The following is a 22,921-nucleotide window of genomic DNA, read 5'->3' on the forward strand; positions in this document are numbered from 1 at the left end:
ACCTTTGCAAACTCATACAATTAGAAATCATGAAATACGGACTGTTCGAATTCCTCAACCTGCTAGGCGCACTTGGATTTTTCATTTATGGAATGAAAGTAATGAGTGAGGGTATCCAAAAGGTAGCGGGTGCCAAAATGCGAAACATTCTAAGCTCAATGACCTCAAACAGGGCAAAGGGTGTGTTTACCGGATTTACAATTACCAGTTTGGTACAATCCTCCTCAGCCACCACGGTTTTGGTAGTCAGCTTCGTGAATGCCGGACTGCTTTCGTTAACAGAATCCATTGGGGTAATTATGGGTGCCAATATTGGGACAACCATTACTGCCTGGTTGATTTCTATCGTAGGTTTCAAAGTGAAAATAGCCAGCTACGCCCTTCCTATTATTGCGATAGGCTTTCCCCTAATGTTCTTTAATAAAGAGCGCCTTAAGTTTTGGGGAGAAGTTCTAGTTGGATTTGCATTACTATTTATGGGGCTTGCCCTTTTAAAAGATTCGGTACCTGATCTTAAAGCGAATCCTGAAATTTTAGAATTCTTGAGCCGATACACAGATCTTGGCTTTCTTTCCATATTGCTATTTGTGCTAATAGGAACGGGTATTACGGTTGTAGTGCAATCATCTAGTGCTGCTATGGCATTAACATTGGTTATGGCCAACAATGGCTGGATTCCTTTTGAGCTAGCTGCCGCAATGGTGCTTGGAGAAAATATTGGAACCACTATCACAGCCAACATAGCTGCACTTGTTGGAAACGTACATGCAAAAAGAGCGGCTTTATCACATTTAATTTTTAACATTTTTGGTGTTGTTTGGATTCTCATTCTAATAAGGCCTGCGTTAAGCCTGGTAGATTGGTACCTGGTTTCCAGCGGATCTGCATCCCCCTTTGTCACTGCAACAAGCATCCCGGTGGCATTATCCATTTTCCATTCGGCCTTTAACATTTTAAATACCCTCTTACTGGTTTGGTTTGTAAACTTTATTGCTAAAACTGTCACCAGGCTAATCAAGTCCACTGGTGAAGATGAGTTCTCACTCGAATATATCAGCACTGGCATGATGAATACCGCTGAGCTATCGATAGAGGAAGCCAGAAAAGAAACGGTGAGGTTAGGTGAGATGACACAAAAAATGTCCAAGCAATTTCAAAATCTCATTGAAGAAAACAAGCCTAAGAAGCAGAAAAAATTGCTTAAGAAAATCAGGGATTTTGAAATAATGACTGATCGAATGGAGCAGGAGATTACCGAATACCTCATGAAGGTAACCTCATCCGGTACTTTGAGCGATACAAGTTCTATTAAAGTAACTAGTCTTTTGAGTGCTGTGAATGATCTAGAGCGAATCGGTGATATCTTTTTCCAAATGTCACGTGATGTAGAGCGCATTCTAAAAAGTGAGAAAAAATTCAAAGGGAAGCAGGTTGCCAACCTGCAGGAAATGATGGGGTTAATTGATCAGGCACTTGCCATAATGGTAGAAAACCTAGACTCCACAAGTCGCACAAACTCGCTTGAACCTGCAATGGTAGTTGAGAATAAAATTGATAAGTTGAGAAACGCTTTGAGAAAAGACCTGACCAAGGATATTAAAAAGGACAAATTTGATCCACAAAGAGATGGCTGGTACAAGGACCTTTTCCACTTGTGCGAAAAAGTTGGAGATCATGCAATCAATGTTTCTGAAGCCATGACTGGCGAAAAAGAGCGTGAATTAAAAGAGGAGTTAGAGGAATAAAAATATGATAGGCGAAATATTCCTGTCTTCAGACGTGGAAAAAAATAACTATCAATCCATACTTTCCAGAACACTGGTAATAGGAGTTTCTATCCTATTGTTCTTGCTTTCCATTGAGCTCATGGGCTTATCCATTGCTAAGATGGCGGAAGGCTGGACCAATAGTATATCCAGGGTTACTGAGAATCCGTTTGTTGGACTATTCATAGGGCTTCTGTCTACCGCTTTATTGCAAAGCAGCTCCACAACAACTTCAATCGCTGTTGCGGCAGTCGCCTCCAGCGCTATAAGCTTGGAAAACGCCATTCCTATCGTCATTGGGGCTAATATTGGAACAACAATAACCAGTACTATCATCTCCATGAGCTATATTTCTAAGCAAAAGGAGTTTAGAAAAGCAGTTGCGGCCGGTACCTCACATGATTTCTTCAATATCCTTACGGTACTGATTCTTTTCCCGCTGGAAGTAAACTATCGTTTCTTAGAAAGAATCAGCGCGTACATCTCTTCATCGCTTCATGTCGGAGGTAGTATTCAAAATGAAATAGTGGCAAGCTCATCTTTTATTGAAACATCTACTGAGTGGTTTGTAAGTGCTGCTGGTCCTATTATCTCGCTCCTGGCTGGTATCTTGTTGCTTTTTGGATGTATCAAGTTTATTTCAAAGTGGCTTTATAAAATACTTATAGGTAAAACGAAGGATCGTTTCGAAAATGTAGTCTTCAAAAACAAGTATCGGGCTTTTGGATGGGGGCTGGTTATCACCTCCATTGCACAGTCCAGCTCATTAACCACATCAATAATTGTTCCCCTGGTAGCAACAGGAAAGGTAAAAATCAAAAAGGCATTTCAATTTATAATGGGAGCCAATATCGGAACAACTATAACCGCACTTCTTGCTGCTATATTTCAATCTGAGGCCGCCATCAGCCTCGCGATTGTTCACTTCCTTTTTAATCTGACAGGCGTAATGATTTTCTTTTTGATTCCGTTCATGTCCGAAATTCCGGTGTATCTGGCAAAAAAAATGGGAAAATTAACCATGAGGGTTCGCTTGGTGGGCTTTGCATATATCCTTATCGCCTTCTTTTTGCTACCATTCACTTTAATTTATTTCTCAGAATCAGCTGAAAAATCGCCAGATACTGTAGAAATACTTTCAGAGGATTAGCTTTGTGGTAAACAGGTATCTATGGCATCTTCAGCAAGCAAGGTGATTAACAACATTGTAGAGTTTATTGAAATAAAAACGGAACAAATAAAACTCCGCATTATCGCCCGAGTGGCTAAGATGCTCTCAGGGGTAATAGCTGTTTCGATGCTCTCATTGTTATTACTTTTTTTCTTGTTCTTTCTCACATTTGCATTTGCGGAAATGATTAACGCTGGTCTTGAAAGTCCTTATTGGGGCTATTTGATTATGGCTGGGGCTTATTTTTTGTTAATTATTATCGTCGTTCTTTTGGTTAAAAAAAGGAAACTACAGCGCTGGATTGAAACTGCTATTGTTAAATTAGAAGAAGCTAAGTATGAGCAAGAAAAGAACAATTGAAGATCAGGCAAAAGCTCTCTCTCAGAGAGAAGAGAAATTAAAGCTGCAACTAACCAGTGATTCGGATGAGCTGAAAGACAAAGCAATCCGTGTTGGAAAAATCGCTTTGGTGGCTGGCTTAGTAGGGCTACTCGTTTACTGGATATTCAATATGTTCAGCGATGATGAGGAAGAAGAAAAACCAAAGAAAAAGAAGAAAAAGCGAAGATCTACCTCGGGTGGAATTTCTTCCCGCCTAACAGCTTTGGCACTGCCATATTTAGAAAAAGCCATTGGAAGCATCATGCAGGAAGTGGTTGAGGAAGAGCCTATTCGAAAGAAAGAGAAACAGACCAGGGAAGAAAGCTAGACATTCATCAAAGACTCTCTCCTTCGCATTTTGCCGGCAGGTATTCCAAACATCATTTTAAATCTTCTGCAGAAATAAGCTGTGTCTTTGTAGCCTACCTCTTTGCCAATATCACGAATACTTTTCTTGCTGGTCCTTAGCAAGTTTACCGCAGCTTCCATCCGTTGATATTCGATATAGTCCTGAGGGTTTATTCCTGTGAGCATCTTAAAATACTGCCCTACATAGTCTTCCGACACATTCGCTACATTGGCCAACACTTTATTGGAGAGATCATCCGAAAGATGTTCCTTGATGAAAGTGAAGATGTCTATCAGTCGAGGGTCTTTGAAATAGGTGCTATTGGTCGCAAGCTTCTCAACAAATAAGCTGTTGTTCAAAATATACCGGATCAACTCGATGGTCATATTCTCTGTGAGAACTTTCACAATCCGATCTCTACCCGGCATGGCAGCCTTTACTTCATCATTGATTTGCTGTATCAGTCCCGCTAGCTTATAATTTTCTTCAATCTTAAAAGGAGGTATATCCAGTGAAGAAAAAAAGTTTACAGAATCAAAGGCCTTAGCATCAAACGCAACGTAGCTGTAGTGCTCGTCGCTTACCGAATGCTCATTGTAAGATTTCAGAAATTGATCCTTATTTGTTAAAAAATCGTCTTTTGAAAGCACTGTAGGGGTTCCGGTTCCATAGCTCATGGAAATTGGCCTGCCTCCCGGAACAAAAATGACATCTCCCTCAGCGGCGGCTTCTTTTTCCTTCCCGAACTTAATTTCACCACCCGTCACCAGCATCAGGTAGTTCTCTACCTCGTAGTTATTATCGATTGTTACTGGCTTCAAAATATTAATATTTCTAGCCTTGACGAATCGAATTTCTAGCGACTCTATAATTTTGTTATAGTCCTCCATTTATGAATAAAGCTGGTTAATCTATCAATAAATCATAAAATAATAGGACGAATCTAATAATATTCGCCCTTAAAACCTAATAAACGGAGGGTGATTGAAAATTGAGCTATTGAACTATTTCAATAAACTACGGGAAATAACGATTCGCTGTATCTCGGAAGTACCTTCGTAGATTTGGGTGATTTTTGCATCACGCATCAATCGCTCCACATGATATTCCTTTACATAGCCGTACCCCCCATGAATCTGAATAGCCTCCACAGTTTGTGTCATCGCCACTTCAGAAGCAAAAAGCTTTGCCATTGCACCTTCTTTGGAGAAGTCCTCTCCGGCATCTTTTTTCTGAGCTGCCTGCAAACATAAAAGTCGGGCTGCTTCAATCTGAGTAGCCATATCAGCCAGTTTGAACTGGATAGCCTGGTGTTTAGAGATTTCAACGCCAAACGCCTTTCTCTCCTGAGAGTATTTTAAAGCTAATTCAAATGCACCCGATGCAATACCTAGCGCCTGAGAAGCAATGCCAATTCTTCCTCCATTCAACACATTCATGGCGAAAGTGAATCCAAATCCATCATCACCAATTCTGTTTTCTTTTGGCACTTTCACATCCTGGAACATGAGTGAGTGTGTATCACTACCCCTGATCCCGAGCTTGTCTTCCTTTTTACCAACCACAAACCCTTCCATGTCCTTCTCAACAATAACCGCATTGATTCCCTTGTGCTTTTTCTCTACATCTGTCTGCGCCATCACGATATAAATGGAGGCCGAATTCCCGTTGGTAATCCAGTTCTTCGTGCCATTCAATAAATAGTGGTCCCCCTTGTCCTCTGCTGTAGTTCTTTGAGAAGTAGCATCTGATCCGGCCTCAGGTTCAGAAAGGCAGAATGCTCCAATCTTTTGCCCGCTTGCTAGGGGCTTTAAATATTTTTCTTTTTGTTCTTCAGTGCCATATTTTTCCAATCCCCAACAAACCAAAGAGTTATTTACAGACATACACACCGAGGTAGAGGCATCTATTTTTGAAATCTCCTCCATGGCCAGCACGTAGGAAACCGTATCCATTCCACTCCCGCCATATTTAGGGTCAACCATCATACCCATAAAACCAAGTTCACCTAGTTGTTTGATCTGCTCAACAGGAAATTGTTGTTTCTCATCTCGCTCAATTACACCGGGTAAAAGCTCTTTTTGCGCAAAATCCCTTGCTGCATCTCTTACAGCCAGTTGCTCCTCTGTAAAATTGAAATTCATCTATGTTTTGGATTAAGATTTAAAGATTTGGCCGCAAATATATTCAATTCACTTGCAAGCCATTGTCTTTAAACATTGTAGCACGAGTTTTGTTGGTCATTCAACGAAACGACATGCAAGTGTGTCGTATAAGTCGTTAACTTTGAATGTTCACTCTTAAAAATTATAAATCTATGAAAAAAATGAAAATGAAATTATTTACTATCGCATGTCTACTTGCTACAGTCATCATCACAAGTTGTGGTAAGGATGATGAGCCAACAGCTGCTTTACCAAGTGTAAGCGTTTCTGCTACCGTGGATGGAGAAGCATTAGCCAATGGTGGCGATGTATCGGTAGGGTCTTCTGTTGTATTAAATATTACAGTGAATGCTCCTGGTGGTGTGAATGGACTGGATGTTAATGGTGACTCATACAATAGATCCGAATTAGGTGCTGAAGCGGGTGATACGTCCGGAAGCTTGACACTAAATATTTCTGCACCTACCGAAGGCGATATTGGAGCTACAGCTTCTTTCGAAATCGAAGCGGTTGATGATTTAGGTCAGACATCAACAGTGGTTACTTTCACTTATACCATTATTGCCGCACCATCACCGGATGTTAATCATTTCGAACAAGTGCTGATTGGCGGTTTCTTAAATAGCACCTTAGGAAGTTTTTATGATGCTGTAGAAGATGTGGTATATAATTCTGATGATGCACAGATGAACGATGAAAAGATTGATCTTCTTTTCTATTATGCTGAGACCCCAATGTACACGATTGCCGCATTAGATAATCCAGAGGCTGATGTAACAATTGGACAGCAAACAGGTGGTGATTTGGATAATTTTGATCCACAAAATCCAACAAGATTTAAAACTTTCTTAACTGCCCCTGACTTTGATGCAATTCAGACTGTTGCAGACCTAGAAAGTGCATATGCAGGAGATGCGGCTACAAGTGGTGAAAGTCGAGTTACTCAGCTTGCTGCAGGTGCTGTTTTTGGCTTTGAGCTTGCTGAAAGTAGAGGAAGTAAGAAAGGTTTAATTAAAGTGACTGAAACTAGCGGAACATCCGGAAGTGATAGAGCTATAACTATTGAGGTCAAAATCGTTCCTGAATAAAGTTTTTCATTTTTTAACTAAAAGGGACTCCAAAAATTGGAGTCCCTTTTTTATTCCTAAATAAATCTTAATCCCTACTTCCTGGAAAGATCATCACTTAATAAAGCAATGGGATTGATAAAATGAAATCACTTCCTAATATTCAATTCAATAGCGGATATTTTATTCGTCTGGCGACTAAAAATATCCTGTCTCAACGATTTGTCTAACTCAAAAAAGGAAAGGTCGGACAACTAAAAAAGCCGATCCAGTTTTGGATCGGCTTTCATTATTTTCCTTTCGAAATCCTAATCCCTGCTTCCTAAAAATATCATCACATAATAAAGCAATGTAGCCAAGGCACCCAGAGCGGCTACCAGATAAGTAGAGGCTGCAGCATTTAAAGCATCTTTTGCCATTTTATGCTCCCGATCATCTACAATATTACGATCCTGAATCCAGGCCAGCGCCCGATTACTCGCATCGTATTCCACTGGTAATGTCACGAAAGCAAACAATGTAAACACACTGTAACACCCGATGATCACTAACAATGCCAGTTGTGGGTTGATGATTCCCGGCAAAGCAAAAGCTCCAAAAAACATCGCAATAAAAACGATGTTAATCACTCTGGCGCTCACGTTCTGCACCGGCACCATGGCCGACCTGAATTCTAACCACTGATAGGCTTTCGCATGCTGAACCGCGTGACCACATTCGTGAGCTGCAACTGCAGCTGCAGCCGCAGACCTGCCATTGTAAACGTCAGGGCTAAGGTTTACTGTTTTGTTGGCAGGATTATAATGATCTGTCAGTTTACCTTGTACTGATGTGACCGTCACATCATGTATTCCATTATCCCGAAGCATCAACTCGGCTATTTCCCTTCCGGATAATCCAGAGCCCAGTTGAACCTGTGAATATTTTTTGAATTTATTTTTCAATCGCCTGCTAACTGCCCAGCTGGCAATCATGAACACAACTATTATTACAATTAACATACTTGTACTTATTTATTTTTAATCTAAAGTGATTCTGTTTTAAAAGCGAATAAACGCTATTTTATCTGCAATACGATAAAAAATCTATAGAAGTTGTAGCGATTTTCAAGCCAGATTATAAACCTGTCATTTTGTCGTTTTTATGGCCGATTTGCGTCTTATAATAAAAGAAATGATCAAGGCAACACTGCCAAACAAAGCTATTGCTATCAATTGAGACGTATGAAGTAAAGTAGCTAGAAATATTCCTGTTGTTTCGTCTATTGAGTAAAGTAATAACATACCTGCTATCATTCCATGGTAGGTCCCAAAACCGCTTTGAACGGGGATGGACAAAGCGATACCTCCGGTGATTAGCAACATGAATCCAGCACCAAGTCCAAGGTGAGAAGTTTCCGGGAGGGAAAATACAATGATGTATGACATCAAATAATAAACACTCCAAAGAATCACAGTAGAAATAACAAAACCTACTGGTTGCTTAATGTCTTTTAGTGATAAAAATCCTGCAACAAAGCTTTTGATCAAACCGGCAAATTTCCCCGTCAAACGGTTTTGACGTCTCAAAAAAAGGACAAGTCCAACCACTCCCAAAATTGAAACAGCTATAATAGCAATCACAACATACGTAGGGATGTTCAAATCTTGGTAAGCTGTTTCCAAAAAAGTGAATAGCCGATCCGATTCAATAATTAGGCTTAGTAGAATTAACAAAAAAAGCGTCAAAACATCAATGATTCTCTCCGTGACCACACTCCCCAGGGCACTCGGTATTGCTACGTTATCATTTCTTTTCAGTACGCCACATCTTGTAATCTCTCCTAGTCTAGGAAGTGCCAGGTTGGCCAGGTAGCCAATCAGGACGGCCAGAGTAGTCCTGGATGTTTTAAGGTCATACCCAAGAGGTTTGAGTAAAATATTCCACCTGTATGCCCTTGCTACATAAGCGACTATCGATAGGATGATTGATGCAATTACCCAACTGTAATCAACTGTTTTTGCCCGCTCCCAAAACTCTTTCCACTCTACATTCCTAAAAACGAAATACAGAAGTACACCGGCAAGGCCTACACTTATGCTTATTTTTAAACCTGCAATTATATTTTTTTGCATGGAGGTTAAGAGCCTAGCCTGTTCTTCTCGTCAGGAAAAATGACCACAGGGTTATGCGACTTGACCTCAGACTGGTCTATCGAACAGTATGATATGATGATAATCACATCTCCTACTTGAGCCTTGCGGGCTGCAGGTCCATTCAAGCAAATCTGACCCGATCCTCTAACTCCTTTTATCACATAAGTCTCTAGTCGTTCGCCATTATTAATATTAACAATTTGAACCTTCTCATTCTCCATTAGATTGGCTGCATCCATCAAATCTTCATCGATTGTAATGGAACCAACATAATGAAGCTCAGCTTCTGTGATCTTTACCCTGTGTATCTTTGATTTTAATACCTCTATGAACATGCCCTACTCTTTGAGGCGCAAATATAAATTATCAATCAGTCTTACGCCCTCTACATAACCAGCAACACAGATGGCAAGTTCGGTCAATGAAAAATATTCTTCGACCGAATCCAGCGTTGTTGGATCTATTGCTTCTAAATACTCAAGTTCAAAGTCATTTTTTCCTTGATATAGGGCTCTGGCTTTTTTCATTGATTTGCTCAAGGGCTCTCTTTTCTCCACGCCTTCTTTTATAGCCAAAAGTCCTCTGTGAATAATAGCAGCAGTGTTTAAACCTTCTTTTGAGAGTCTCCTGTTTCGTGAGGATAATGCCAAACCCGATTCTTCCCTGATCGTTTCTACCCCAACAACCTCGCAATTAAAGCTTAAATCTTCGCACATCTTTCTTATCAAAATAAATTGTTGCAGGTCTTTCAGGCCGAAATAGGCTCTGTTAGGATCGACCAGGTGAAAAAATTTGCTCACAACCACTCCTACACCTTCGAAATGCCCTTTTCTGAATTTACCTTCTAGTTTGGTGGAGAGCGGTCCAAAATCAATCGAAACAATCGGATTTGATGGATACAGGTCTTTTTCACTTGGTGTGAATACCAAATCAACATTATGCTTTTTAAGCAACATCAAGTCCTCATTTAATACTCTTGGATAAGCGTCCAGGTCGTTAGTATTGTTGAACTGAAGTGGATTAACAAAAATGCTGACTACCGAAAAATCATTTTGAGCTTTTGATTTCCTGATTAAGGACAGGTGTCCTTCATGCAAGGCGCCCATTGTTGGCACAAACCCAATAGTTTTTCCATTTTTTTTAAGTCCTGAAATAGTGTCTTTTAGCTCGCCCAGGGAGCTTATATGGCGCATATATTATGTTGATTTTGGTGGCTAACTTATTGAAAGCGTTGATAATAAATCAAAAAAATGGTAAATTTGTGGTCATTTTTAAAGTCCCATCAAGAAATTAATCAAAAGCACTTATGGAAAACATTAGAATCCTCTATGTGGCCAGTGAGATCAATCCATTTCTCAAAACCACAGAAGTAGCGGAGTTTGTAAGAAGGCTGCCTCAAGCGATGCAGGAAAGGGGAATGGAGATCAGGATTTTAGTTCCACGATTTGGACTTATCAACGAAAGAAAAAATCGTTTACATGAAGTCGTGAGACTTTCAGGTATCAACATTGCGGTAGGTGATGAAGAAAAGCCTTTGGTAATCAAAGTTGCTTCCATTCCGAATGCCAAACTTCAGGTATACTTCATCGATAATGAAGATTACTTCTACAGAAAATCTGTCTTCTTTGACAAAGAGGATAACTTTTTCGAAGACAATGACGAAAGGGCGATTTTCTTTTGTAAAGGTGTTTTAGAAACGGTTAAGAAATTAGGATGGTCACCAGACATCATTCACTGTAATGACTGGATGACAAGCTTAATCCCTCTTTACACGAAGACAACTTACAAGAATGATCCTATTTACAAGGATTCCAAGACTGTTTTCACAATTTATAACAATCGTTTCACCCATAAATTTGGAGATGATTTGTTGGAGAAAGTAAAAATGATCGATATTGACGATCAAATGCTGGATCCATTAAAAACGGCAGATTATGACGGGTTTGTGAAGCTTGGCATGCAATATGCGGATGCAGTTATCAATGCAAATGAGGAGAACACCGAAAGCTTTGAGAAGCTGATTGCAGATTTAGGAGATAAGAAAACGGATACGATTGAAAAGAATGAAAATTTTGAAGAGTCTTACTACAATTTATATAATGAACTTATTGGCTAGGACACTTTCTTTTAAAAATATATTAAAGCCGGGATTAATCATGTTGATCCCGGTTTTTTTCGGCTGTGAAACTCAGGGGGATTTTGGTATTAAGTATCCACTTGAAATAGATGCAAATGTTAAGTATGTTGAGTTTACGCTTCCTGCAACTAACATATACCTGGACAGTTTGAGAACAGATGGGGAAAATAGAATTCTAGTTGGAAACTATAGCGACCTCTTAACAGGTAGTGTTTCTGCAGAGGGGTATTTTAATTTCACTTATGAAAAAGGCCCCCTCCCAAGTGCAAAATCCTCGGACAGCAGTCCAAATCCTCCGGATACATTACAAATTGATTCGGTTGTTTTGATTTTGGAGACAGGCGCAATTATTCCTCAAAGAGGTAATTCCTTTCAGGAATTTGCGGTGCATGAACTTCAAGATTCCTTGCAAAATGAGGCTGTATATCTGTCTAATTTGAAACAAACTGTGGGTGTTCAAATTGGAGCCTATTCAAAATCCATAAATGTTGCACATGATACGTTATATAGATTAAAACTTAGTGATGCATTCAAATTAAACCTCTTTCAAAAAATAAGCGAAGTATCAAAAGATACGGATCAATCTATTACATCAGCAGTATTTAAATCTATAGGGTTAGTTCCCGGAACTTCATCGGAAAGTATTGCCTCGTTTAATCTTGCCAGTGATACCTCACGGTTGATTGTTTATACATCCCCTTCGAACCCAAGCTCAAAGGACACTACTTATTTAACCTATTTCAGAATAAGTGGAAAGAATTACACCTATTTAGATAGAAATCGATCAGGCTCCAGTTTTGCAGGAATAGAGGAAAATGAAGATTTTGATTTACCTAATAATCAAACATTAATAGACCCTCTTAGTGGTATTTCAACAGCCTTCTCCCTTCATCAATTAGAAGACTTTTTTCGCGATAATAGACGAATTCTTATCAATAATACATTTGTTTCATTTGAATTCGAAGCGGAAAACAACAGAGATACATTGGTTAGCTTCATGAACTTTTTTCGCAAAAAAGACAAAAGTATTTTTGGAGCTGCCACAGTTCGCAACTCTTTTGATAATTTAGTAATGTCTGATAATGCCTATTTTACTTTTCAATCCGATCCTGCAAGAGGTGTTTTAAATTACAGCAAAGAGGAAATATCTATCTCATCAACACTCTTTTACCAACAACTACATCGTCAATCTCAAGACAGCCTATCTTACCTTGTTCCAACAACAGGGGTTGTTAAACCTATAAATGAACTTGTCTTAATTAGCATTGGCGATGTAACCCTTCAACGAACTATTTTTAAAGAAAATGGAATTAAGTTAGGGATATATTACACTGAAGTAGATCAATAATTATAATTTTTTTGTAGCGATGTGTGGAATAGTCGGATATTTGGGCAAGAATAAAGCCTACCCAATTCTTGTTAACGGACTTAAAAGACTTGAATATAGAGGCTATGATAGTGCCGGCATTGCACTGATTGAAAATGGGAACATTGAAATTTTTAAGAAACAAGGCAAGGTTCAGGATTTAGAGAAAATTACATCTTTAAAAGAGCATTCAAGTAAAATCGGGATCGGCCACACCCGTTGGGCTACTCATGGTGAGCCAAATGATGTAAATGCACATCCACACGTTTCAAACAGTGGTGATCTTGCCATTATTCATAATGGAATTATTGAAAACTATGGCACCCTCAAAAAAGACTTAGCCCAAAAGGGTTATACATTTAAAAGTGAAACCGACACAGAAGTCTTTGTCAACTTCATTGAAGATATTAAACAAAGCGAGAACTTATCCTTGGAAGATGCTTTGAGGATAGCATTATCAAAAGTTGTTGGTGCTTATGCAATTGCGATTATCTCACAAGAATCACCTAATAAATTAGTAGCAGCACGTAAAGGAAGTCCATTGGTTCTGGGGTTAGGGAAAGATGAATTTTTCTTAGCCTCTGATGCAACTCCGATTATTGAGCATACCAATGAGGTGATTTATATAAAAGACGAAGAGATTGTTGTTTTGGAGGATGGAAAATACTCCATCAAAGATGCAAAAGATGTACCTCAAACACCATATATCCAAACACTTGAATTAGAGCTAGAGGCAATTGAGAAAGGCGGCCATGAGCATTTCATGCACAAGGAAATTTTCGGCCAACCAACCTCCATTGCTGATTGCATGAGGGGCAGGCTGAATGCTGAAAAAGGAGAATTGACACTCGGCGGAATTCATAACTATGCCAAGGCTCTGGAAAAAGCCGACCGAATTGTAATTATTGCCTGTGGTACTTCCTGGCATGCCGGATTGGTAGCTGAATACGTATTTGAAGATTTATGCAGAATTCCTGTAGAGGTAGAATATGCATCGGAATTCAGATATAGAAACCCAGTTATCAAAGAAGGTGATATTGTCATTGCCATTTCGCAATCTGGAGAAACAGCCGATACGCTCGCTGCAATTGAGCTGGCAAAAAGTAAGGGAGCAATTGTACTTGGAGTTGTTAACACCGTAGGTTCTTCAATATCCAGAGCTTCACATGAAGGAGCTTATCTACATGCAGGACCAGAAATAGGTGTTGCTTCCACAAAAGCATTTACAGCCCAGCTTACTGTGCTTTATATGATAGCATTAAGAGCAGCCCACAATAAAGGCACCATCACAGAAAGTAAATATCAGGAGCTAATTCGAGAGCTAAGCCTGATACCAAGCAAAGTAGAGAAGGCACTGCTTTCAAATGACAAGATTGAACATATATCCGATATGTTTAAAGATGCCCATAACTTCCTTTACCTGGGAAGAGGATACAATTTTCCGGTGGCACTCGAAGGCGCACTTAAGCTGAAGGAAATCTCCTATATACATGCGGAGGGTTATCCAGCGGCTGAGATGAAACATGGACCAATTGCCCTAATTGACGAAAACATGCCTGTGGTGGTCATCGCAACGCGCGATAGCAGCTATGATAAAATCGTTTCTAACATTCAGGAAGTAAAGGCCAGGAAAGGGGTTGTTATCGCTATTGTAACCGAAGGCGATGCTTTGATTCCTGAAATGGCTGACTTCACCATTGAAGTCCCGGCTACACACGAATCATTGATGCCTTTGGTTTCTGTTATTCCATTACAACTAATGAGCTATCATATCGCCGTAATGCGAGGTGCCAACGTTGATCAGCCAAGAAATTTGGCAAAATCCGTGACTGTGGAATAATATTCTGCCATGAAATGAGCACATGGCATCAATCAAAAAAGTTTGAACGTGACCAAAAAAGTTTGAACAAAAACAAAAAAGTTTGAACAATTCATCAGCAATCCAAAAAAGGTCAATTAACTCACATAATTGACCTTTTTTGGCTCTTCATTATTTTTTTCACACTCAGTATTGATCTTTTTCTAGCATCTGTTATCCTTATGAAATTTGAACATATGTGGATTAGGCTTTAAATTGAGGCTTTACCTACTAGAATATACAATTGGCCAACTTTATCTCCTATGATTCCAAAATCAAACAAAAGAGAGGGAAAGGTGTCGGCAAAAACTACAAACCATGGTACAAGGTTGGTGAAACCAATCAATCAATCCCTGGACAAAAGAGTAGAGGAAATGGTCATAGAGTAAAAGGGCTGAAGTCCAAAAGAGTTCATCACTTATTATCAGCCTCAGAATTTATGGTCTTCATGGTATTGGATTTAAATCCTAATGTTTCTGACATAAGAGAACAGTTCCCACTCCTAGATCTCGAATTAGCGAAAAAAATTTCAACTGAGCTAGGAATAAAATATCCCAATCATACTGATAATCATATTCTAACAAGTGACTTCTTCATTGAATTTAAAAACGGAGAGAAGAAAGTCATTACTGTTAAGCCGATATCCAACATTAACAAGAGGCAACTTGAACTGTTTCAAATTGAAAGAGCGTACTGGGGAAAATTAGGAATTAATTGGGAGCTGATGACCGATAAAGATATTGCTAACAACAAGTTTCTCTTGATGAATTATAGAGATATCTATTATTCGGTAAGCTCCTTTAACAACAAAGAATTTGAACTTTCTGACATACAAAATTTCTATACCAACCTAATGACTACCTATGAAGATCATATAGAATTAGGGATTGTAGATTATTGTCTTAAAACAGATAGTGATATGAATTTTGAACCGGGATTAAGCCTTAGAATATTGAAAGTCCTAATTGGCAGAAAAATCATACAGGCTGATTTAAACGAAAGCTTATTCTCTAATCAATCGAAATTGAACTCAATCAAAATATTAAGCAATGTCAAACATATTGATAAATCAGATTTGGCAGCATAAAAAAGCTGTTTATAGAATTCTATATGTTGATAGAGACATTGATCTATTGGTATGGGTCAATCTGGATGACGCTCAAAAAACCTTTCCAGAAGAAATAACTCTTGCTGATTTTGATAAGAGGTTAGAAGATAATTCAATTAAAGAATTAAATATTCAGGATCAATTTGCAAATCTTGATTTATTGGATGAAAAATCAATAAATAAATATGAAAGGTCCTGGGATATAATAAAGTCTGTTGTAAGAGATGAGCCTCTAATCTTTGACAAAAAATATTTCAACGCAAAATGTAATGAATTAGCAGAGCTTCACAGTGTATCCAGACAAACTGTTCAAAGACTATTGTTTAGATATTGGCATAATGGTAAGTCCAAACTAGGAATAGTGCCAAAGTATTATAACTCAGGAGGTAAAGGAAAAGAGAAAAATTTGACCCTGACAATAAATGGGCGTCAAAGAACAGACAGACAATCAACAATCATTCTAGATGAGCAGTTAAAATATAAAATAAGGAAAGGTTATAAAAGATGGTATTTGCGTGTTAAACAAGCATCGAAGAGAGTAGCTTATTCCAATTTTATAAGAACAAGTTTCAAGTCTGAATGGAAATCAAAGGAATTCGCAAAAGTGCCTTCCTTAAGGCAATTTGTTTACTGGGGAGAAAAAGAAATACCCACTGAACGAAAACTAAGATCGAAGAAAGGAGATATAATCTTTGATAAGGATTTAAGAATTACAGAAGGATCTTCGGCAAATTCTGTTAATGGACCCGGATTTTCCCAAATCGACTCGACTCCTTCAGATATGGAACTAGTATCTGAAATAGACAGAAAAACTCCAATTGGATGCCCTACACTTTACATTATAAGCGACGTTTACAGCGCTATGATTGTAGGTCTATTAGTAACTCTTGAAAATCCATCATACACGCAGGCTTCTGAAGCTCTGTACAACAGCTTTACGAACAAAGGAGACTTCTTTAAAAGATCTCTGCTTTACCAAATTGATGAATTTGAATTCACCGAGGATGATTGGCCATGTGAGTATATCCCATACAGCATTGTTGCCGATCGTGGTATAGAGTTAATTGGAAAAAATTCTGAAAGCCTTATAGAAGATCTTGGAATCCATATTGAAAATAAAGAATCCTACCGCCCGGAGTTAAAAGGGATGATTGAAAATCACTTTCAATTGCTTCATAAGGATTTGAAGGGACTAGATGAGAATACTGGGCTGAAAGATATTGATGATGGTAGGCGTGGCGCAAGAAAGGCAAGAAAAACTGCTCGTTTCACAATGAGAGAATACCTGGCAATAATAATTAAGATAGCCATCAAATATAATAAGCACGCGAAGCTTTCAAACTATCCAATAGACAAGGAAATGCCACTCGATGATTTGTATACTCCAACTCCGGTAGAAGTATTCAAATGGGGACTAATGCATAAGTCAGGGAAGCTTAGGTCAAACAAAATTGAAAATCTTCGTGAAAGAATGCTTCCAAGGGGCACAGGGAAGTTAACTAAGAAAGGAATTGAGTTTCTCAAAGGTTGGTACTTAGTTCCGCTTCATCATAAACTCAGAGATCTTCAATTAAAAACGCAGCGAAAAATTACTAGAGTTGAAGTGTCTTACGACCCCTATAACCTAAACTATCTAAATGTTTTTTATGAAGGTGAGATCATTAGATGTGAACTGAATACTAACAGAAGTCCTATTTATAAAGACAAGACATTGTGGGATATTAAGCATCTAAGAAACGCTCAATCAAAGTCTCTGAATACAAATAATGAAGAAGGAATCTACGCAGATATTGACACTTTACAGTTCGCCTCAAACATATTGGCTAAAAGAAAAGACCAAAAACCAAATAGTAAGACTGGTTCTAAATCAGTAAGGAAAAACAGAGAGAACGATAAGAAAATTGAAAGAAAGAACAGAAAAAATCACAAGAGTGATTCCGGTAAAAAGAAACAAGGCAAAATTGTTTCTATGAACCATACAAATCTTGAGGAACCCAATGATCTTGATTTTATCAACAGACTTTTAGATGGAGAATAAAATTTACCCAGCTGATTTACGAAAACCTGCCAATCCATCTCATCTTGGCAACCCGCTCATAGAATCCCTTTTCGACCAATTAACCGCCAAAGAATTTTACGAAATACTTGTTAAAAGAGGCCCATTAAGTAGGGACGAAGTGCTAAAAATGGAACGCTCTATAAGGGCACAGTTTCTTGATAGTATACGAGCGAACTTCTTAATTCCTAACAGAAGGCTTTTTAACGTCTATGAACTAATCCACTCCTCTATCAACAATAGCTATGCATTAAGAAATCCTCTCAAAAACTCAATTAAATCCAACATTCAAAGAGATTATAGAGATTTTGCGAGCCAGTTAACAGACAACTTTGAACCAACTTTTTCCAATAGCTCGATGATCGTGGGAATATCTGGAATTGGCAAAACAACATCTATCAATATCGTTTCAGCTTTATTCCCTCCGGCATTACAACATACCGATATTGATGGTGAATCATTTATTCAAATCCCGATTGTTAAAATTGAATGCCCTAAAGATGGATCAATTAAAGATTTATGCAGGTATTTCTTCATTGAGCTAGATAGGATTCTAGGCCGTAAAAAATACGAAACAGAATATTGTAGGAATAGAGATAATGCCAGTGATAGAGTGGTAGCTATGTCCAAACTTGTGGCTGCTCATTGCGTCGGTGTTCTAATTGTTGATGAGATTCAGCACCTTAGCAAAGCTAAAAGCGGCGGTCATGAAGCTATGCTCAATTTCTTTTTGAACTTAGATAACACTCTTCATATTCCAATTATCGTTGTGGGAACCCCGGAAACGGTCGACTTATTTTCAGAAAAACAAAGACTAAGAAGAAGATTCACCGCTGGAGCTGCATTAAGATGGGATCGCCTCCCAAATGATCATGAATGGAATACAATAATTAAACAACTCTTTAAGTACCAATACACTGAAGAGCAGGCTGATCCAAATGTGGATTGGGCATCTTTATTTTATAGTCATGCTTTAGGAGTAATAGATAGAGCTATAAAAATCTTTATTGCCTCTCAGAAATTAGCTTTTAAAATTCAAGCAAAGTCTATCACTATTGATATAGTCAACAAAGCGGTGAATAATACATTGTGGATTGATGAAGATATATTTAAGAGTATACGTGAGGGTAACCTGAATCAATCTAGAGCAATGGACCTATTCCTTCCAGATGAGAAAACAGATAGAAAGGAGAATTATCGCTTAATAAATATTCAAAATGAGCTTCTGGATTTTAAAATCCCAGAAAACTTCTACTTCCCGCTTATAGAAGATTTTATCAATAAAAATCCAACGGATACAGATACTGAAATTGCTTTTAAAATCATAAAAGCGTTCCGTCAAGAGAACGAGAAAAGTAATTCCAAGTCAACCAAGCAAATAAAGCTTCAACCCAACTATATAGAAGGAGATTTAAGAAAGTGTAACACGGATGATCCATCCGCTCTTCATCAAGATTTGGTCGATTTAAATGTTATTGCTAAACTTCAAGATTATATGATTTAACTGAATGTTGAATTACTGGACCAATCCATATCCTGATGAAATCTTATATAGCATTGTTGCCAGACATATCAGCTACTTTGGAAGTAAAGGTCCAAAGCAACTTCTACCACATCTTTTTGGCAAATCAACTGTAAGTTCAACCATTGATCTACCAAGTGGTCTTGCAAGCCTGGCCAAAAAGACATCCCAACATAAATTAGGCTCTATGGATTTGATCCATAATCATACCTTGTTTCCGTACTACAGCAAGTTTATGTCAGATGAGAAAAAAGGAAAGGTAATTTCTTCAATGCTGAATTCATCTGGAGACATTCATACAAGATGCGGAATAAATGCTGGACAATTTCCCTCTGTTAGAATGCCCAGATACTGTCCTGAATGCCTCAATGAAGACTATAGGGTTTTTTCCGAGACATACTTTAGAAGAGCTCATCAAATACCATCATTAAAGATTTGCACTACTCATAATATTTTTCTCAAAGAGGTTGAGCCCAATGCAGAATCAATAAATAAACACTTTTTTGTCAAGCCCCAATTCATATCAGAAGACTGGAGCTTCTCCAGATCAAATAGTAATAGATCCATTCTGGATGTTGGAAATAAAATCGTGAGCACCTTGAGTAAAAAAAAGGACTATTATTATGATGGAAATCCATACTATTATAATCAATTGATAAAGCAACTTGGGTTTAGAAAAGGAGGTAGCTCTCTTCAGATAGCTAATATCTATGAGTGTTTTCAGAAATTCTATGACGATGAAACGCTATCGCATTATGAAAGTTCGGTTGATGTTGAGAATGAAAATTGTTGGCTAAAAGCCATCTTAAGAAAACACCGGAAGGGATTTGATCCTGTGAGACACATCCTGATACAGGACTTTATTAATGGGTTAAAATTGAAAAGAAGTGCCAAACATTTCTTTGAAAGAACTAAACGATATGATTGCAGAAATCCAATTTGCAAAGAATATAAAACGGATAAGAACACCAGTTTTAAAGTACGGATAGATCCAAAATCAAAACGGGAAATCATTTACATTAAATGTGATTGTGGATATTCCTATACAAAGAGCTTCATCAAAGCTAAAAATAGCTGGTTTATTCGAGTAGAGGATTTTGGGCCATTGTGGGAAAGAGAGCTCATGAAACTAATCAAATCCGGCAAAAGCATAAGGTCAATTGCCGCAAGTCTACAGGCAGATTCTAAAACTATAAAGCAAAAACTAAATAGGGTTACAAAGCAAAACTCACCTTCCACCATTATCAACAAAAAGAAAGAATGGGCTCAATTGATGAAGAAATTTCCATTTCATTCCGTAACTGATTTAAGAAGAGTCAATCCAGCTCTATATTCACTATTGTATAGGAATACTAAGAACTGGTTATTAGATCAGAATTACGCTTCTAAGATTAGAATTCCAATCAAAAGGATTAATTGGGGAGAAAGGGACTCTCAATTATTGAATGAAGTAAGGGTTGCATTCGACCAACTCAAAACGGAGTATCCTAAAAGAAGACGATCTACTACCACACTTCTCAATCTTATGGGCAAGGATTCGATGTTTAGAAAGAACAAAGCCAAACTTCCAAAGCTCACAAAATTTCTACATGCAAAATCAGAGAGCCTTCATCAATTCAGATTACGCAGACTTGCAATGGTAGCAATAGAAATGAGGGAGAGGAAAGAGCCTATGACCTATTGGAAATTGTTAAGGGCTGCCAATATCAGAAAAGAGTATGTAAATGAATCCATTCATAATATTGTACTCAAAATATTAAATGGTAATATTTATGATCCGCTGGAGATCAGTCAAATCGCATAAATAAGCTATGTCAATCGAGATATTTTCAATCCCATATGCGCAACTAAAAAAAGATGGGTGGTACTTACAAAGTTTAGAAATAGACTTAAATATTAAACCATATACTACAAAGTACAATGAGTACCCAATTTCTCAGTCAGCTCTACTTCCTATTGGTGTCAAGATTGATAAAGGAATTCATATTGATAAAGCAAGTAGGCCCATTAAAGATTATAAATTTATAGATTTCAGTAAAGGTACTATTGAGCCTTTGGGCAGTCTGAGTCATAAAGTCTATCCCATAGATGTACCAAATGAAATATATACCGAAACGATGGTTTATTCCATCATGTACGAGGGTCGTTTGACTGTCTTTTTTACATTCGAATTATTTCGCCAATTCCTTGCATATGACAATCGTATTTGTCGATACCTATTGGAGCCAAGCATGCTTGAGATGTGTATCGACAATGAAGATGAAGCAGAAATTGATGGGCAAACCACTTTAAAGCTTGATCTCAGTTCTACAATGCAAGGAGGACTAGCAAAAAGTAATGATTTTATCAACCACTTTGTCTTTCTGCTATACAATAAGGAACTAAACAAGTATTGGAAAGAAATATTAAATACCACCGATGATGGTAGTAACCATTTCGAATTCAAAAAGCCTCCTTTTAAAAAGCTTTCATGTTCAGCTCAAATCAAAGAATACGCGGATTTTGACTTGGTCTTAAATATCACAGGTATGGATGTAGACTTTGACTTTCCATTTGATGAATTAGAAATAACGCATCCATCAATTGTCGAAACTGCTAAGAATTCGGAGGGAAAGCCAAAGCATGGTAGAATGGAAACAGATGTCCCGGAAAAATTTGATTTCGAGGATCAAGAACAAACACCAAACACCAAGAAAACTTCTCAAGTAAGTATAGAAAGGCCAGGCTTAAAATTCAAGAAAAAGCCCAAAGTCAAAAGAGTTAAAACCAAAACAAAATCTGATAAGCCGAGAAGTAAGAAAACTATATCTGAAGAGTTCAAACTAAAGGACATAAAACTCTCCTTTCAGGAACCTGGAAGTAAAGGAGATGTTTCGGTTCCAATTCTTACTGACTTCAAGGACGAACCAGCTTTTGACTTTACCAGCATTCCAGGTGGTTTGCAGCTTTTTTGTAATGCGATTAGTCTTCTTGCGAAGATTATGGAGCTACATTATAAGTACGAGTTAATTGAATTTGGTCCTGAGATTAAATCATCTTTCGCCTTTATAAATGGCGCTAGAAGAAATGCTGTCTTGATCACCTTCCCTAGTCAACCTGCCATTCATTTATTGGAGATAGATAGCTCAGATGAAAGGTTTATTTCAACATTGATATTTAAGGATCTTACTATTGACAAGTCTAAATTTTTAAAGGAGCTTTTGTCCAGACTTGCTACAAGTGGTGGATCCTGGGATATGGAATATTTAAAATCAAAGTGCGTTGCAGACAAAATCAGGCATCCAAAGAAATTGGGTGATTATGAAAGGATGACCAAAGAAAAGGTGGATGATTCATTGACAAAGCGAATCGCTTTTAATCTCTTGAATATTTTAGGTGGTTAGATTATAAAGAGCATTAAATGAATCTACCTTATCTTCTGCGTTTCATCGTATGAGGAATTTACTCTTTTAATAAGTTGAAAATCTGCCTGAGTAAAATCTGCTAACTTAATTTTATACCACTAGAAGGTTTATTTCTCATAACGTTACGCTATATTTAATGTATTGTTCACCAATAAATTGCATAGATATGGCCGTAAAGCATACACCTACAAATGAAGTTCATAAAGGATATAAGGGAGGAACTACAGGATGTGGCTTTGACACAACTGAACATCCAGATCATTGGGTAAGTACAACGGAGGGAGTAACCTGTGATAAAAACGGATGTAGAAACTAAGCTTCTTTGTTTCTGATATAGTTTTTTCTAAAGATGCTGTTCTTTGAAATTCAGCCTTTTTAGCTTATTAAGTTAATTGAGGATTATCACCATATCAATGGGTGATAGTTGGACAATGTG

At 37.9% G+C, this 22,921-nt stretch carries 20 protein-coding genes; 14 read left to right on the top strand and 6 right to left on the bottom strand.

Annotated features, from left to right (window positions below; all coding sequences use genetic code 11):
* The first annotated feature begins 29 nt into the window (after positions 1–29).
* The 4 genes from RIC88_RS13765 to RIC88_RS13780 are packed head-to-tail and all read left to right on the top strand — an operon-like array spanning position 30 to position 3,646.
* Positions 30–1,745: a Na/Pi cotransporter family protein gene (locus RIC88_RS13765; protein ID WP_350218128.1), complete on the top strand. Its 1,716-nt coding sequence runs from the start codon at positions 30–32 to the stop codon at positions 1,743–1,745.
* A gap of 4 nt (positions 1,746–1,749) precedes the next feature.
* Entirely contained in the window at positions 1,750–2,916 is a 1,167-nt protein-coding gene (locus RIC88_RS13770; RefSeq protein ID WP_350218129.1) for a Na/Pi symporter, read from the top strand.
* Positions 2,917–2,937: 21 nt separating this feature from the next.
* Complete coding sequence (locus tag RIC88_RS13775; protein ID WP_350218130.1) at positions 2,938–3,297, top strand: phage holin family protein; 360 nt, start codon at positions 2,938–2,940, stop codon at positions 3,295–3,297.
* Positions 3,275–3,646, top strand: a complete 372-nt coding sequence (locus RIC88_RS13780; RefSeq protein ID WP_350218131.1) for a hypothetical protein — start codon at positions 3,275–3,277, stop codon at positions 3,644–3,646. Before RIC88_RS13775 ends, RIC88_RS13780 begins: the two co-directional genes overlap by 23 nt.
* Here RIC88_RS13780 and RIC88_RS13785 read toward each other — a convergent pair.
* Positions 3,643–4,557, bottom strand: a complete 915-nt coding sequence (locus RIC88_RS13785) for an AraC family transcriptional regulator (protein ID WP_350218132.1) — start codon at positions 4,555–4,557, stop codon at positions 3,643–3,645. The two genes, RIC88_RS13780 and RIC88_RS13785, sit on opposite strands and share 4 nt — an antisense overlap.
* A gap of 114 nt (positions 4,558–4,671) precedes the next feature.
* Positions 4,672–5,811 carry an acyl-CoA dehydrogenase gene (locus tag RIC88_RS13790; RefSeq protein WP_350218133.1) on the bottom strand — a complete coding sequence of 380 codons (1,140 nt, stop codon included), beginning with the start codon at positions 5,809–5,811 and terminating at the stop codon, positions 4,672–4,674.
* A 188-nt stretch (positions 5,812–5,999) separates the two neighbouring features.
* On the opposite strand from RIC88_RS13790, the gene RIC88_RS13795 reads away from it, so the two are divergent.
* Positions 6,000–6,920: a hypothetical protein gene (locus tag RIC88_RS13795; protein WP_350218134.1), complete on the top strand. Its 921-nt coding sequence runs from the start codon at positions 6,000–6,002 to the stop codon at positions 6,918–6,920.
* 287 nt (positions 6,921–7,207) lie between these two features.
* On the opposite strand, the gene RIC88_RS13800 is transcribed toward RIC88_RS13795, so the two are convergent.
* From RIC88_RS13800 to panC, 4 genes are all read right to left on the bottom strand, one after another.
* Positions 7,208–7,900, bottom strand: a complete 693-nt coding sequence (locus RIC88_RS13800) for a zinc metallopeptidase (protein WP_350218135.1) — start codon at positions 7,898–7,900, stop codon at positions 7,208–7,210.
* Between the two features lie 126 nt (positions 7,901–8,026).
* Positions 8,027–9,013 carry a lysylphosphatidylglycerol synthase transmembrane domain-containing protein gene (locus RIC88_RS13805; RefSeq protein ID WP_350218136.1) on the bottom strand — a complete coding sequence of 329 codons (987 nt, stop codon included), beginning with the start codon at positions 9,011–9,013 and terminating at the stop codon, positions 8,027–8,029.
* A gap of 5 nt (positions 9,014–9,018) precedes the next feature.
* Positions 9,019–9,369 carry an aspartate 1-decarboxylase gene (gene panD, locus RIC88_RS13810; protein WP_350218137.1) on the bottom strand — a complete coding sequence of 117 codons (351 nt, stop codon included), beginning with the start codon at positions 9,367–9,369 and terminating at the stop codon, positions 9,019–9,021.
* 3 nt (positions 9,370–9,372) lie between these two features.
* Complete coding sequence (gene panC, locus RIC88_RS13815) at positions 9,373–10,227, bottom strand: pantoate--beta-alanine ligase (protein WP_350218138.1); 855 nt, start codon at positions 10,225–10,227, stop codon at positions 9,373–9,375.
* Positions 10,228–10,340: 113 nt separating this feature from the next.
* Between panC and RIC88_RS13820 the strand changes: the two genes are divergently transcribed.
* The 9 genes from RIC88_RS13820 to RIC88_RS13860 all read left to right on the top strand — a co-directional run bounded on the left by RIC88_RS13820 (position 10,341) and on the right by RIC88_RS13860 (position 22,801).
* Positions 10,341–11,150: a glycogen/starch synthase gene (locus RIC88_RS13820; RefSeq protein ID WP_350218139.1), complete on the top strand. Its 810-nt coding sequence runs from the start codon at positions 10,341–10,343 to the stop codon at positions 11,148–11,150.
* Positions 11,143–12,519: a hypothetical protein gene (locus RIC88_RS13825; RefSeq protein WP_350218140.1), complete on the top strand. Its 1,377-nt coding sequence runs from the start codon at positions 11,143–11,145 to the stop codon at positions 12,517–12,519. Before RIC88_RS13820 ends, RIC88_RS13825 begins: the two co-directional genes overlap by 8 nt.
* 19 nt (positions 12,520–12,538) lie before the next feature.
* Positions 12,539–14,377: a glutamine--fructose-6-phosphate transaminase (isomerizing) gene (gene glmS, locus RIC88_RS13830; protein WP_350218141.1), complete on the top strand. Its 1,839-nt coding sequence runs from the start codon at positions 12,539–12,541 to the stop codon at positions 14,375–14,377.
* 262 nt (positions 14,378–14,639) lie between these two features.
* Positions 14,640–15,482: a TnsA endonuclease N-terminal domain-containing protein gene (locus RIC88_RS13835; protein ID WP_350218142.1), complete on the top strand. Its 843-nt coding sequence runs from the start codon at positions 14,640–14,642 to the stop codon at positions 15,480–15,482.
* Positions 15,445–17,541 (top strand): TnsB C-terminal domain-containing protein, encoded by a 2,097-nt coding sequence (locus RIC88_RS13840; RefSeq protein WP_350218143.1) that lies wholly within the window; start codon positions 15,445–15,447, stop codon positions 17,539–17,541. Before RIC88_RS13835 ends, RIC88_RS13840 begins: the two co-directional genes overlap by 38 nt.
* Positions 17,531–19,063, top strand: coding sequence for an AAA family ATPase (locus RIC88_RS13845; protein WP_350218144.1), 1,533 nt, complete (start codon positions 17,531–17,533; stop codon positions 19,061–19,063). Before RIC88_RS13840 ends, RIC88_RS13845 begins: the two co-directional genes overlap by 11 nt.
* A 4-nt stretch (positions 19,064–19,067) precedes the next feature.
* Positions 19,068–20,885: a TnsD family Tn7-like transposition protein gene (locus tag RIC88_RS13850; RefSeq protein WP_350218145.1), complete on the top strand. Its 1,818-nt coding sequence runs from the start codon at positions 19,068–19,070 to the stop codon at positions 20,883–20,885.
* A 7-nt stretch (positions 20,886–20,892) separates the two neighbouring features.
* A complete protein-coding gene (locus tag RIC88_RS13855; RefSeq protein ID WP_350218146.1) occupies positions 20,893–22,464 on the top strand; it encodes a Tn7-like element transposition protein TnsE in 1,572 nt (523 codons plus the stop codon).
* 187 nt (positions 22,465–22,651) lie between these two features.
* Complete coding sequence (locus RIC88_RS13860; RefSeq protein ID WP_350218147.1) at positions 22,652–22,801, top strand: hypothetical protein; 150 nt, start codon at positions 22,652–22,654, stop codon at positions 22,799–22,801.
* The last annotated feature ends 120 nt before the right edge of the window (positions 22,802–22,921 follow it).

It is taken from the genome of Ekhidna sp. (assembly GCF_040220215.1).
Lineage (GTDB): Bacteria > Bacteroidota > Bacteroidia > Cytophagales > Cyclobacteriaceae > Ekhidna.